The 14,757-nt window shown below is 41.1% G+C and carries 11 protein-coding genes; 10 read left to right on the plus strand and 1 reads right to left on the minus strand.

What is annotated here, in order from left to right; all coding sequences use genetic code 11:
- Positions 1-43: 43 nt before the first annotated feature.
- From V7D18_RS00050 to V7D18_RS00080, 7 genes are all read left to right on the plus strand, one after another.
- A complete protein-coding gene (locus V7D18_RS00050; protein WP_426150232.1) occupies positions 44-1,156 on the plus strand; it encodes a tetratricopeptide repeat-containing glycosyltransferase in 1,113 nt (370 codons plus the stop codon).
- On the plus strand, positions 1,153-2,265 hold the full coding sequence (locus V7D18_RS00055; RefSeq protein ID WP_426150234.1) for a tetratricopeptide repeat-containing glycosyltransferase: 1,113 nt from the start codon (positions 1,153-1,155) through the stop codon (positions 2,263-2,265). Before V7D18_RS00050 ends, V7D18_RS00055 begins: the two co-directional genes overlap by 4 nt.
- 200 nt (positions 2,266-2,465) lie before the next feature.
- A complete protein-coding gene (locus V7D18_RS00060; RefSeq protein ID WP_426150236.1) occupies positions 2,466-4,208 on the plus strand; it encodes a cache domain-containing protein in 1,743 nt (580 codons plus the stop codon).
- Between the two features lie 79 nt (positions 4,209-4,287).
- Positions 4,288-5,130, plus strand: coding sequence for a 5-dehydro-4-deoxy-D-glucuronate isomerase (kduI, locus tag V7D18_RS00065; protein ID WP_117415650.1), 843 nt, complete (start codon positions 4,288-4,290; stop codon positions 5,128-5,130).
- Positions 5,131-5,309: 179 nt separating this feature from the next.
- Positions 5,310-5,984, plus strand: a complete 675-nt coding sequence (locus V7D18_RS00070) for a response regulator transcription factor (protein ID WP_117415651.1) — start codon at positions 5,310-5,312, stop codon at positions 5,982-5,984.
- A gap of 17 nt (positions 5,985-6,001) precedes the next feature.
- The gene (locus V7D18_RS00075) at positions 6,002-7,540 is read left to right on the plus strand and encodes a sensor histidine kinase (protein WP_426150239.1); all 1,539 of its coding nucleotides are present in this window, start codon (positions 6,002-6,004) and stop codon (positions 7,538-7,540) included.
- Positions 7,541-7,625: 85 nt separating this feature from the next.
- On the plus strand, positions 7,626-7,817 hold the full coding sequence (locus V7D18_RS00080) for a YjfB family protein (RefSeq protein WP_117415653.1): 192 nt from the start codon (positions 7,626-7,628) through the stop codon (positions 7,815-7,817).
- Positions 7,818-7,891: 74 nt separating this feature from the next.
- On the opposite strand, the gene V7D18_RS00085 is transcribed toward V7D18_RS00080, so the two are convergent.
- Positions 7,892-9,706: a glycosyltransferase family 2 protein gene (locus tag V7D18_RS00085; protein WP_426150240.1), complete on the minus strand. Its 1,815-nt coding sequence runs from the start codon at positions 9,704-9,706 to the stop codon at positions 7,892-7,894.
- Positions 9,707-10,124: 418 nt separating this feature from the next.
- Between V7D18_RS00085 and V7D18_RS00090 the strand changes: the two genes are divergently transcribed.
- The 3 genes from V7D18_RS00090 to V7D18_RS00100 all read left to right on the plus strand — a co-directional run bounded on the left by V7D18_RS00090 (position 10,125) and on the right by V7D18_RS00100 (position 14,754).
- Positions 10,125-11,393: a flagellin gene (locus tag V7D18_RS00090; protein ID WP_426150242.1), complete on the plus strand. Its 1,269-nt coding sequence runs from the start codon at positions 10,125-10,127 to the stop codon at positions 11,391-11,393.
- 89 nt (positions 11,394-11,482) lie between these two features.
- The gene (locus V7D18_RS00095; protein WP_426150244.1) at positions 11,483-12,805 is read left to right on the plus strand and encodes a glycosyltransferase; all 1,323 of its coding nucleotides are present in this window, start codon (positions 11,483-11,485) and stop codon (positions 12,803-12,805) included.
- Positions 12,806-13,854: 1,049 nt separating this feature from the next.
- Positions 13,855-14,754: a glycosyltransferase family 2 protein gene (locus tag V7D18_RS00100; RefSeq protein WP_426150246.1), complete on the plus strand. Its 900-nt coding sequence runs from the start codon at positions 13,855-13,857 to the stop codon at positions 14,752-14,754.
- Positions 14,755-14,757: the final 3 nt, after the last annotated feature.

Raw genomic sequence — 14,757 nt, forward strand, 5'->3', positions numbered from 1 at the left:
ATTGTATCTAGCAATCAGAATATTCTAAAAGGAGTTGGTTTGATTGAACCCATATAAGATATGCGTTTATGCGATCAGCAAAAATGAGGAGCAGTTTGTGGACCGGTGGATGGATTCGGTATCTGAGGCTGATGAAGTAATTGTGACCGATACAGGCTCTACAGACGGCACGGTTGAAAAACTAAGAGCAAGAGGGGCAACTGTATATGAGGAAACTATTTCTCCGTGGAGGTTTGACACAGCCCGCAATATTGCTCTCAGTCATGTGCCGGAGGATGCGGATATCTGTGTATCCAATGATTTAGATGAAGTATTTATACCCGGCTGGAGGAAACTCTTAGAGTCTGTCTGGAAGCCGGACCAGACCCGGGCCAGATATTTATTCACATTTACCATGAATCCTGACGGAACACCAAAGAAGCAGTACCCCATGGAAAAGATTCATAAACGCCATGGTTACCGCTGGATTCATCCGGTTCATGAGATATTGGAATACAGCGGATCAGAGCCGGAAAAATCGGGATGGGTGAACGGGCTTGTATTAAATCATTACCCGGATAATTCAAAACCGAGAAGTCAGTATCTGCCCCTTCTGGAATTATCAGTAAAAGAAAATTCCTCTGATGACAGAGCCATGTTCTGGCTTGGAAGAGAATATGTATTCTACGGAAATTATGATCAGGCTATCGAGACACTAAAGAAACATCTTTCCATGCCGTCTGCCAGATGGGCAGAGGAACGAAGCGCCTCCATGCGTTTTATCGCTCACTCTTATGCAGAAAAGGGGAATAAGGAACAAGAGCTGGCCTGGCTGTACCGGGCTCTTGCAGAATGTCCGGAGGTGAGAGAGCCTTACCATGCATTAGCAAAATTCGGCTATCTGGAATCCAACTGGCCCTTATGCTTTGCCATGGCCCAAAAGGGGCTGCAAATTAAGGTAAGCACAGGAAGTTATCTGGTGGACGCTGCAAGCTGGGGATATGCATTATACGATTATGCCGCAATCAGCGCTTACCAGATGGGTATGTATGAAACAGCCAAAGATTACGCAGTCCAGGCGTTAAAGACAGATCCGGAAAATAAAAGGCTTCAAAGCAATCTTACGCTGATTCAGCAAAAAAGCAGGGAGCAGGCGGCTGAGGGGGAATCCTTATGAGCAGTCTGAAAATATGTGTTTATGCAATTTGTAAAAACGAAGCGCCATTTGTAGATAAATGGATAGATTCCATGAACGAGGCAGATCTCATAGTTGTCACAGACACCGGATCAGAGGATGATACGGTAGAAAAGCTGAAAGAGCGGGGGGCCGTAGTATATGTGGATGTTGTAAAGCCATGGCGGTTTGATGTGGCAAGAAATATCTCTCTGGACCACGTACCGGAAGATGTGGATATCTGTGTCTGCACAGATCTTGATGAAAGGTTTGAACCAGGCTGGAGAAGCCGCCTGGAAGAAGCATGGCTGAACCATAAACCCCGCAAGCAGGGAGCTGTTGCAAAAACCGGCCGTTATCTTTATAACTGGAGCTTAAAGGAGGACGGAACTCCGGACATACAGTTTAATTATTTTAAGGTGCATGAACGTAAGAATTTCCGGTGGAAATGCCCGGTTCATGAGTTTATCCAGTACTGCGGAAGTCTGCCTCTTGAGACCGTATATATTGATGGAATGGTATTAAACCATTACCCCGATCCCACCAAATCAAGAGGTTCTTATCTGCCTCTTCTGGAGCTGGCAGTAAAGGAAGCGCCGGGGGACGAACGGATGCGGTACTATCTGGGCAGAGAATATATGTATAAGAGCAAGTGGCTGGAAAGCATTAAAACCCTGAACGAGTACTTGCTGCTTCCAACTGCAAAATGGAGTGATGAACGTTGTGCAGCCATGCGCTGGATTGCCAGATCGTACTATAGACTGGGGAAAATAAAAGAGGCGTATCAGTGGTATTTCAAAGCAATTGCAGAGGTTCCCGGCATGCGGGATCCTTATGTGGAATTTGCCAAAATCTGCTATGAGCAGAGTGACTGGCCGATGGTTTATTATCTGACCCTGGAAGCTTTGAAGGTAAAAGAGAAGTCAAGGACCTTTGTTAATATGGGCTATTCATGGGATTATACACCGGATGACCTTTGTGCAATTGCGGCTTACCGGCTGGGTCTGCTTCATGAATCCCTGGAACATGCAAAAGCAGCTCTTCATTTTGCTCCTGGTCATGAACGGCTGAAAAGTAATTTAAAACTGATACAGGCAGCTCAGAAAGATTAAGAATAGAATTCCGGAAGAAAGATACAGGTTTCAAAATGCCAAATTTGTCTCTTTTTTCTGGAATTTTTTTAATTGTTTAAAATCTGACAAATATTTTACAAAAATTTAATAAACTTTCTGTAAACATCGGTTGCGGGATTTGAGATTACCGTGTATGCTAATCCATATTGAATTAATTTGCAATCAGAAAGGGGTATTACATGAAGAGACGAAAGAGTAAGAGATTGCAGGTAACTGGAAAGCTGGTTTTATTTGTGAGTGTTATGGTAATGCTGATTATATTCACACTGACAGCCATTTTTTATACCAGTCTGGATCGGGTTTATCAAAACTGGATTGATTCCAGCTACCAGAATTATGATTTAAATATCAAGACGGCTGCTGAAAATCTGGTAAGTGTTCTGAATGTTAATTATGAACGGTATCAGTCTGGTGAAATAACGGAAAAAGAGGCGCTTGACAATGCCAAAGCCATTGTTCGCAATACGCGGTATAGCGATGGAAACGGTTATTTCTGGGCGGACACTTCCACTGGTCTTTGCGCAGTTCATATGAATCCAGAATATGAAGGAAAAGAGCGTTACGATGAAAAGGATCTGGCAGGAGATTACTATATCCGTAATTTTATTAAAAACGGATCCCAGCCAGGCGGCGGATTTACCAATTACTATTTTACAAAGCCAGGGCAGGAAGGAACATTTGCAAAACGGGCCTATACCTTAAAATTTGAGCCTTATGACTGGTATATCAGTACAGGAAATTACATAGATGATATTGACCATGCTGTTGCAGGATATCAAAGGGAGAAAATACTTAATATTATACTGCTGGCGGTTGTATCCCTGGTAATATGTATGACAGGTCTGTTTATTCTTAACAGATTTCTGCACCGGATAACAGCGCCTTTAAGCCCCATTGCCGAAAGGCTGAGACTTCTGTCAGATGGAGATGTACATACGCCTCCCGTTGCAGTTGTTAAGACCGGAGACGAGATGCAGGTGCTCTCCCAGGCGACAGATGAACTGATTGGCCAGATGAAAGAAGTGGTAGGTGATATTACGGTACACTTAAAACGTATGGCTGAGGGAGACATGACACTTCCTGTAACCAGGGAGTATGCCGGTGATTTTTCCTCCATCCACGATTCTCTCATACTGATTTACAAGCAGTTAAACCGCACATTAGGCATGATCCGGGAGTCCGCCGAGCAGGTGAATGCAGGTTCCTCCCAGGTGGCAGATGCGGCATCTGCGCTGGCAGCAGGAGCGACGGAACAGGCGGGGACCATTGACCAGCTTTCTTCTGCCATAACAGAGATTACGGAGAAGGCGGAGCAAAGCTCAGCCCAGATTGGACAGGCCGCCGGGTATGCAGAACAGACTGTAGCGCGTGTGGAAGACAGCAACAAAAAGATGAAACAGATGCTTTTGGCTATGGATGAGATTAAGAATACTTCCGATGAAATCGGAAAGATCACAAAAGATGTAGATGCAATTGCCTCCCAGACGAATCTTCTGGCGCTGAATGCAGCTGTGGAAGCAGCCCGTGCAGGAGAAGCGGGCAAAGGATTTGCTGTGGTAGCAGACGAAGTCCGCAGCCTGGCGGCCAAATCCGCAGAAGCTGCTAAACGGACAGCCCTGCTTGTTGAAAATGCAGCCCGTGCAGTGACTGAGGGGATGGGGACTGCAAAAGAAAATGCGGAAATTCTGGCAGATGTCAGGGAGCAGGCAGATCGTGCCAGAGGACTCATGGAATCTGTGGAGCAGGCCTCCAGGGAGCAGACCATTGCCATGGTTAATGTCAGCGAGGGAATTAATGAAATCTCTTATGTTGTGCAAAGCAATGCGGCTACGGCAGAAGAAAGCTCCGCTTCCAGTGAGGAATTATCCGCTCAGGCAGCTCTTCTTAGGAAAGAAGTGGATAAATTTAAAATAATCCAATAAGATGTTGAATTAAAAACTGCCTTATGATACCATGGAGATGGTCAGTTATTTCAAATACAAATAAGGAGGCTTTTTATAAATGGATATTCGTTACTCTGCAAATCAGAAAGATTTCAAGCGTTACACAACAGAAGAAACCAGAAACGAATTTTTAATTGAGAACTTATACGTTGCCAATGAAGTGGTAGCTGTTTACTCCCATGTAGACCGTATGGTAACACTGGGCTGTATGCCAACAACAGAAACCGTTTCCATTGACAAGGGAATTGATATCTGGAAAAACTTTGGTACAGGCTTTTTCCTGGAGAGACGTGAGATCGGTATCTTCAACATCGGAGGATCAGGAAAGATCAAGGCTGATGGAGAAGAATTCACCATGGGTTATAAGGACTGCTTATACATCACAAAGGGAACCAAGGAAGTTTTATTCTCCAGCGATGATGCAAAGAACCCGGCTAAGTTTTATATGGTAAGTGCTCCGGCTCATAAGGCATGCAAGACAACCTTTATTCCGATTGAAAAGGCTGCCAAGAAGCCGCTGGGTGCAATGGAAACCTCTAATAAGCGTGTGATCAACCAGTTCATCCATCCGGATGTACTTGAGACCTGCCAGTTATCCATGGGAATGACAGTACTGGATCCGGGCAGTGTATGGAACACCATGCCTTCTCATACTCATGAGAGACGTATGGAAATCTATATGTACTTTGAGATTCCGGAGAACAATGTGGTATTCCACATGATGGGCGAAGGCAATGAGACCAGACACATCGTTATGCAGAATGAGCAGGCAGTCATCAGCCCATCCTGGAGCATCCATTCCGGAGCAGGTACAAGCAATTATACCTTCATCTGGGCAATGGGCGGTGAGAACCAGGCGTTTGATGATATGGACACCATTCCTACAACAGAATTAAGATAAGATTAGATTGGACAGGCAGATGCTTTTGTATGGGCAGCTGCCTGTTTTTTGCATTTTCGGAAGTAAATCGGGAAATGGTGTGAAATCTCTGTGAAAATGTAGATATCCTGCCTGCAATTTGGTACAATATGTTTCAGAAATATAGGAAAACAGTTGAGATCTGATTTCGGGAGGTTTTTATGGAACAGTTAAAAATATTAGTGGTAGATGACGAAGCAAGAATGAGAAAGCTGGTAAAGGATTTCCTCAGTGTAAAAGGATTTACCGTTGTGGAAGCATCAAACGGAGAGGAAGCAGTTGATTTATTTTTTGAGCAGAAAGATATTGTGCTGATTATACTGGATGTTATGATGCCGAAGATGGATGGATGGGAGACTTGTAAGACCATCCGCAAATACTCCCAGGTTCCGATTATAATGCTGACAGCCAGAACAGAAGAACGGGATGAGCTTCAGGGCTTCGATTTAGGCGTGGATGAATATATTGCAAAGCCATTCAGCCCCAAGATCCTGGTTGCACGTGTAGAAGCCATATTAAGACGCAGTAATGCCGTTAATACGGATTCCGTGGAGATCGGAGGTATCTGCATTGATAAGGTGGCACATCAGGTAACGATTGATGGAAAGGACATTGAATTAAGCTATAAAGAATTTGAGCTATTGGCATATTTCCTGGAAAATCAGGGAATAGCTCTTTCCAGAGAGAAAATTCTAAATAATGTATGGAATTATGATTATTTTGGTGATGCAAGAACCATTGACACTCATGTGAAGAAATTAAGGAGTAAGATGGGAGAAAAAGGAGATTACATCAGGACAATCTGGGGAATGGGATATAAATTTGAAGTGACATAATCGTTAGAGGTGAGTGAATGAAACATTCCATAAAGGCGCGTTTTGCCATAGTATTTGTCTGTCTGATGGCATTTGTTCTTCTGACTACCTGGTGCGTCAACAACTGGTTTTTAGAGGGATTTTATACCAGAGCCAAGGTCCATATACTGGAAATGGCCTATACAGAGATTGATCAGGTAGTCGCCCAGGCCAATGAAAGCGGAAAAGGAATTATCGAGTATTACCATGATTCCTATGATCCCGATTTTAAAAATGAGGGACCCGTGCAGAAAATGTTCCGGACAATGGGCGAAAAATATAATTTGATGATGATTTTAATCGACAGTTCAACTGACGAGTACCTGATGTCTACAAGCGGTGATCGGCAGTTCTTAAAAAACAGGGTGGAAGATTACATTTTCGGCAAAGATATGCCCCAGGCCAGCGTTTTGAAAAAGCATGACAATTATATTGTTCAGAAAACTTATGATAAACGTTCAGATTCCTATTATCTGGAAAGCTGGGGATATTTTTCTGATAATAAAACCATTTTTCTTATTTCAATTCCGTTGTCGAGCATCCGGGACAGTGTGGCTTTGTCAAACCGTTTCCTGGCATATGTAGGGTCTATGGCATTGTTTATAGGCAGTTTGTTTATCTATTTTACGACCAAGCGGATCACAACTCCAATCCTTCAGCTGGCAAATTTATCTGAGAAGATGTCCAGTCTGGACTTTGAGGCGAAATACACCGGTAATGAAAAAGATGAAATTGGTGTTTTGGGCAACAGCATGAATCAGCTGTCAGACAAACTTAAGGATACAATCGGACAGCTTCGTAGTGCTAATGAGGAATTGCAGAAGGATATTGCAGAAAAAGTAAAGATCGATGAGATGCGAAAGGATTTCATTGCAAATGTTTCCCATGAGTTAAAAACACCTATAGCTCTCATTCAGGGGTATGCGGAAGGTTTAACGGAGGGAATGGCAGAAGATCCGGAGAGCAGGGATTATTACTGTGAGGTGATAATGGATGAGGCCAATAAGATGAATAAAATGGTCCGGCAGCTGTTAAATCTCACTGCGCTGGAATTCGGAAATGATGATCTGCAGTTGGAAAGCTTTGATTTAACTGAACTCATTCGTGGAGTGATTGGATCTGCAGGCATTTTGATTCAGCAAAAGGAAGCGAATGTGAAATTGGAGACCTTTGATACCATCCGTGTCTATGCTGATGAATTTAAAATAGAAGAAGTGATTACCAATTATTTAAATAATGCACTTAATCATCTGGGCGGAGAGCGGGAGATTATTATTACCGCAGAAGAGAATGGAAAAGAGGCACTTGTAACTGTATTTAATACTGGACAGAGTATACCGGAAGAAGATTTACCAAAGCTGTGGACGAAGTTTTTCAAAGTGGATAAGGCGCATACACGGGAGTATGGAGGCAGCGGCATAGGTCTTTCCATTGTAAAAGCTATTATTGACTCTCACAATAAGTCCTGTGGAGTACGCAATGTAGAAGGCGGAGTCGAATTCTGGTTTACTCTGGATTGTTATCAGGAACAGGGATAACCACTTATGCGTTCAATGATAATAGCCGATATAAATAGTGTTGGACCATGATTTCTTATGACATGTTATGTGAAAGGAGAAAGATATGGATATTGCAGCAATGAGTATGCAGTTAAGTTCTGCTAAAATTCAACAGAGTGCCAGCTTAAGCGTTACCAAAAAGGCAATGGATAACCAGGAAGCACAGGCAGCCGATCTTTTAAAGATGATGGATGCGGCAGTGCCAAACCAGATTAAGACAACTGGTTTAGGACAGTATGTTGATGTAAGAGCGTAAGAAAAAAAGTTAAGGAGCTGAACCAGTTTATTGGTTTTGCTCCTTAACTTTTTTGTATGCATGGAAAGTGAAGGTTAGCTTTGTTTTTCGCAAATCAAAAAATAACGGTCCAGGTGTTCCGTATAACCGCCTTTTTGCTCAGCCGGTGGTGCAGTTTCCAGAATCGCTCTTAACTGTGGTTTTAAATTGAGACTGATAAGAAACGGCAAAAGTTCCTGTATATTAATAAGTGTGAGGGAAGCTTTCCCGTTCAGTATCCGTTCTTCGGAAAGTTCCCGCTTCAGATGGTAAGCATAGGGATTTGATACATAAAAATATATGAAACCTCCTGTTCTAAGATGTGCCGAGCATTCTTTAAGCAGTTCTTTGTAATCGGGATAAACGGATAAATCTTTACCCAGACTTATATAGTTGTAGGAGCCTTCCGGAATATGCTTATGTGTCTCTAAAACAGAAGGAGACACAATGACAGTGCTGTTAAACGGATTTAAGTCGTCTTTCAGACCAGCGTCATTGATCAGAAATGAAAATGAACTCTTTTTCTCCCGCCTTCTAAGCTGTGTTTTAAACTTCAGCACATCTGCACCAAATCCGGGATCAATGGCCAGCATGGAAACGTCCGCAGGCTGCTGTGGGATGGTAGGCTCAATGTGAGATAACTGGTAGGGATCATAACAAAAGTTATTTCCCCAGGGATCAATGCCATATTTTGTCTGAAACAGCACTCTGCCGTTGAAAATGGTCCTGTTTTTGATCTGGTCAGCCTTACCAGAAATACTTCCATAATGATAACACCAAGTATCCAGACAGAGAATCTGCTGAAAGCCAGCTCTTCTCGCACGCAGACTGAAATCATCATCCCAGAATTCCATAGTGTGGAAATAGCGGTCCGCGAATCCAAAGGTATTCACCTTCTCCACATCATACAATGCGATTACTGGCATGAGTCTGCACCGCTCTTCCCAAAGGTATGGACAGGGACGGTTATGGGCTTTTGCTACTTCCTCTGCGTTTTCCGGTGTAAATTCGGCAATCATGCCCTGACGGTTGCTGGTGTTTGGCGTACTGGGGACAGACATGACTGCGTTAGGGTAAAACTGTAGGCAGGTGAGCAGATTATCCAGCCAATGTTCTGTAAGAATGGTGTCGTTATTGACAAATGCTGTATATTTTCCTTCACAAACCCGGAATAAGAGTGAAAAGATCATTGCTTTTACATTTTCCTTCAGATTTATTACCTTCGTTATTCCCAGACTTTCAAAGTATTCTTCAGTCCCATCGGTGGAGCCGTCATTTAACAAAATCAGTTCACAGGGGTATTTGGTGAGGTCGGTATTTCGAAAGAGACTCTCCAGACATCTTTTGGTATATTCCAGTTTGTTGAAAACAGGTATCATAATGGAAATAAGATATTTTTCACCTCTGTTGCTGTAGGTGTTTTTGTGATTCTCCGCAAATTCAGTTTCATAGTATTCCTTCATTTTTTCTTTATCAGGATAGATGAGAGTCCAGAAGTAGGTGTCTTCCAGCCATTCCTGAAGAAATGGAATCAGCTGATATTCTGTCAGTGCGGCGGCTTTTTCCCGGTTGCTGCTTAAACTCAGTGATGTAAGCCGGTCAACAGTGCTGCTTACGTTGTGGTACATGGCCTGGAAAGAGATTGGTATATTTTGTATTGCAGGGTTGGTTATTGCAGGTTCTAAGTCAGCGATCAGGAATTCCATTATCTTTAGCTGACTGATCAGGAGGCGGTCTTCCTGATGGGGCAGCATGGGAAGCAGGGTTGTGGCTATATGCAGTAGGAAATTCTGGTTTTGAATTACCCGCTTCCAGAAATTTATTGGGTCATCGTAAGAAATTGTATCTATGTCTAAAAGTTTATGCGTCATAATAGATTCCTTCTTAAATATAAGGCGGCGTCAGGTAAGAAAAAAGGTTTAATGACGCTGCCTGGTATACAGGTTTCACTTTATTATATGGCTGTTGTCCGGGTTCTTTGAATTTTTAAAAAATATTTTAAATTTCTACAAAAAATGACTTAACTTTTTAAGCCTCCCACTCGATAAAGTATGTGAAAGGAAGATGATGATGATTTTCTTCTGCAAAGCGGTTTTAACCTGATTTTGCGGCGGCAGTTCATTGGACAGGCTTCTTGAAGACACAAGTGTCAGATTTTTACGAAACCCGCTAAGCGGCCGGTACCCCGCTGAGGTTTCAAACATCTTAACGCTTATCTGGAAAACCAGAAAGCGTCCTATCATCCAGGGAAAAGGATTTCCCTGATACATATTCAAGGAGGAAAAACACATGAGAATTCAGCACAATATCGCAGCATTAAACTCTTACAGACAGTTAGGAAGCAACAACGGTGCAGTATCTAAGAACCTTGAGAAATTATCTTCTGGTTACAGAATTAACCGCGCAGGTGATGACGCAGCTGGTCTTGCTATTTCTGAGAAGATGAGAGCACAGATCACAGGTCTTGAGACAGCTTCCAAGAACGCAAACGACGGCATTTCTTTAGTTCAGACAGCTGAAGGTGCTTTAACAGAAGTTCACTCTATGTTAAACCGTATGGTTGAGCTGGCTACACAGTCTGCAAACGGAACTTATCAGGATAACGTTGACCGTGAGAACCTTAAGAAAGAGGTTGACTCTTTAAAGAGCGAAATCGACCGTATTTCTGAAGGTACAAACTTCAATGGAATCAACCTGTTAGATGGCAGCCTTGGTAAGACAACAGGTGCACCAACTACTATGGTTGTGGTTGGAAGTACTCTTGGAGCTTCAATTGTAACAAGTGTAGCTGGTGCTTCTCTTGCTGTGGATGACCCAAATACAGTTACCCCCAATGAATCTCAGTCTGTTGGAATTACTGCTAACGCAGACACAATTATAGTTACAGTTACTAATAATATAGATGGTTCCTCAAAAACTTCAGTTCTTGATCTTAAGGATATAACTACAAGAACTAATGGAGCAAGTGCTGGAACTGCTTTAGCAGGTGGTACTCTGGCAGCAGGTGAGACAGCAAATATTGATTTAACAAGTGTAGGACTTGGTACAATTGGTATTACTGGAACAGGCGCAGGAGTGAATGCTGGTGCCCTTGCAGGTGCATTAGGATCTGGTACTGCAATTACTGGTCAGGGAACCAATCCTGGGGCAACTATAGGTAGTGGTTTGACATTGCAGATTGGAGACTCAGGAGAAAGCTTTAATAATCTGACTGTAAGTGTTGGCTCCATGAGTTCTAAAGCGCTTGGTCTTGACAGTGTAGATGTTCAGACTCAGAGCGGTGCACAAGCTGCTATTAAGACAATCAAGAGTGCAATTAATACTGTATCTTCAACCCGTGGTGACTTAGGTGCTTTACAGAACCGTCTTGAGCATACAATCAATAACTTAGGCGTAACAACTGAGAATATGTCTGCAGCTGAGAGCCGTATTCGCGACGTTGACATGGCGAAAGAGATGATGAACTATACTAAGAATAACATTCTGGTTCAGTCTTCTCAGGCTATGCTTGCTCAGGCAAATCAGCTTCCTCAGGGTGTATTACAGTTATTAAAATAATATAAGACTACTGGATTGTAAAAAAATTATCCCTCGAAAAGATTGGTTCTTTTCGAGGGATATTCTATAGAATTAGTGAGGTTCCTGACATGGTACATTCTGTACGGCTATCTCAATGTATGATAGTCAAAAATGAAGAAAAGAACATCAGGAGGGCATTAGAGTGGGGCAAAGGAACTGTTTTTGAGCAGATTGTTGTTGACACTGGCTCTAATGACCGTACTGTTGAAATAGCCAGGGAGATGGGGGCTACAGTTTATCATTTCACGTGGATTAATGATTTCTCTGCAGCAAAGAATTTTGCAATTAGTAAGGCAAAAGGTGATTGGATTGTGTTTTTGGATGCCGATGAATACTATTCACAGGATAGTACAGCAAAGATTATTCCCATACTGATGCGTATTGAAAACGGGTCTGATAAAAAAGCAAGGCCGCATGCAGTAAGAAGTTCACTGGTTAATTTAGATGATGACGGTCGAGCTTTTTCGACAGGAATACAGGACAGAATATTTCGTAATACTTCGTTACTGTGTTACCATAATCGAATTCATGAGACCTTGTATAATAAAGATGATAGTGATGTGATTGTAGTAGATGCATCAAAAGAACTAACAATATACCATACAGGATATACAAGACAGGTATATCGGGAATCAGATAAACTACAGCGTAATATTCGTATACTAAAAAACGAAGTTGCAGAACGTCCGGATGATTATAATGCATGGTCGTATCTGGGTGATGCTTTGTTTGCGGTATACTTGTTTGGTGAAGCAGAGCAGGCATATCGTTGTGTGATTGATAATGCAGACCGGGTTCTTTCGGAAGCTAGAAAAGAGGCGGCTTTCTGTAGTTTAATTAAGTTAAAATACATAAGCAATACAGGAACTGAAGAAGAACTATTGGATATATATGATAAAGCAAAGCTTTCAGGGTGTGTATCGCCTGATTTGGAGTATTGGTTAGGATATTGGCATTATAAAAATTATATTAAAGAGGGTGCTGTTTTATACTTTGAAAAAGCATTGCAGTTGCTTGACCAATATCAAGGTGGTAGCTTTTTAGATATAACAGGTGGTCTGGTGGAAGTGTATCAAATGTTATTTTGTACTTATCGGGAATTAGGACTGGTTTCTAACATGATTCGGTATGGTGTACTGGCTCTTAGATTAAACTTATATCAAATGCCCATCCTTCAGGATATTATACACCTTTTAGTGAAGGAGAATGGAGAGATACAATCCGCAAATCTTACATTTGATTTTCTGCAAAAACTTTATGATACTACTTCTTTGAAGAATAAATTATTTTTATTAAAAGCTTCTAAGATGGCAGACTTTCCTGCTTTAGAAAATAAAGTATATGAGTTATTTTCGGTTGAAGAAAAAGAAGCGTTGGAAAATATTGATTAATATCTTAATATAATTTTTTCATAGTTCGGGAGGAAGTCAGTTGGAAAAACACAATTTATTTTGAATATTACGGTTACACTTCGCTATAAACTTTATGTGACCGATATTGCTAAATAGATACTCCTCCACATTTTGAGAAGGAGTATTTATTTGATGTGATTGACCGTTGCTTTTCTATTGTTGAATGGTTTCAGTTAAGTGGAGGGGAACCTTTACTACATAAAGATTTTGGAGAAATTTTTGACAAGTCGATGCAGTATAGAGATTGTTTTCATAAATTAGGTATTTTTACAAATGGTGCTTTATTACCAAAACAAAATTTGATTAACCAGATTATTAGTTATGGCTGTAATTAAAAATTTATGATTATGAGAAAAATTCTCCTAAGGCTAAAGAATTTACAGCTACACTTGAAAATGCGGGAATACCGTATGATATTAAGGATTACAGCGGTCTAGCCCAACATGCAGGAGGCTGGGTTGATTATGGAGATTTTATAAACTAGTTATGGGTAATGGATCAAGTGACAACGTTTTGCTCATAATGATAAGCGGATTATACTTTTGCAAAATATCAGTAAGAATCAGTGGTTTGAGGGCAGTAAATGGCTTGATTTCTTATGGAATCATAATGAAGATGATTACTTTTGTATATTAGATGCAGATAACGAATATAAATTTTTTCATTTTATGAATTAACTGAATGCATTGTAAGGAAAAAATTGGATGAAGCATTCAATTTAATTTAGAAGTATGATAGAGAGAAGAAGATATTCCGGAAGTATATGTGGAACAATTTTTAGATCTGGGTCTCAGTCTATCTGCGAAATTAGAAAAAAATAAAGATTTTATTTACTTAAAAAAATAAATATCCAATATCTAATAAATGAATCAAAGCCTGAATTCGCATTAGAAGAACTTTCAGACTGGGATAAAATACTTCCAGAGGATGTTGACTTTGCGCTGTTCAGATCTTTATTAAACAAATAGCGAAAATGGTACAACGCCGGTAATCTTGTTGTTTCAGCAGCCGGCTGCCAGGGAGGATTTATGATCTCAGTAATAATGTTGACTTATAACAGAGAATTACTTGTTGGAAGAGCGATTGAAAGTATACTGACACAGAGCTTTCGGGATTTTGAATTTATCATAGTTGACAATGGTTCAACTGATCAAAGTGGTAAAATAGCAGACGAATATGCTCAAAAGGATTCTCGCATTCGTGTTATTCATCGGGAGAGAGGAAATATTGGAAGTGGCCGAAACGCAGGAATGAGTGTGGCTCAGGGGGATTATATCACGTTTATTGATGACGATGATTGGGCTGAGCCGGATTTTTTAGAGTTCTTGTTTAATTTGGCAATCGAAAATAGTGCAGATGTAGCTATTTGCGGAGCAGCAGATAAAAATTTTGATGAAAAGAGAGTCATGAGTGCGGAGGAAGCGCTTATTGAATTAATGTGGAGAAGACGTTATAATATGGCATTTCCTACAAAGCTATTTCATCGTGAGCTTGCTAAAAAACTCAGGTTTCCTGAATCTGGAAAGTATGATGATATTGCATTGATGTATAAATTACTTGCACTGGCAGGCAAGGTGGCATATCATGGTCTTCCTAAATATACTTTTTACCGGCATGATGGTAATATTTCGGCTTGGACCACCAATCATAGTCTCCTTACACCGGAAACTCTTGCGGAGTATCTAGACGCATATAGGACACGTACACAGTGGCTGTGTGAGTTGTTTCCTGAAAGTGCGCCTGCTTTTTGCTACTTTGAATGGTCTTTTATGATTTCTATGGTAGAAAAAATAAACCGGTTAGAGATAAGCGGCTGCGAAAAACTGCTTAATATAATGATTAAAGAGTTAAGAGAGAAACGAAGAGAGTTTATGGAAGGAAACTATATACTTGAGTTTGAGAAAGATTGGATGCAGAAATATGTTTAAAGG

Source organism: Lacrimispora sp. 38-1, assembly GCF_049890855.1.
In the GTDB taxonomy this organism is placed as follows: Bacteria; Bacillota; Clostridia; order Lachnospirales; family Lachnospiraceae; genus Lacrimispora.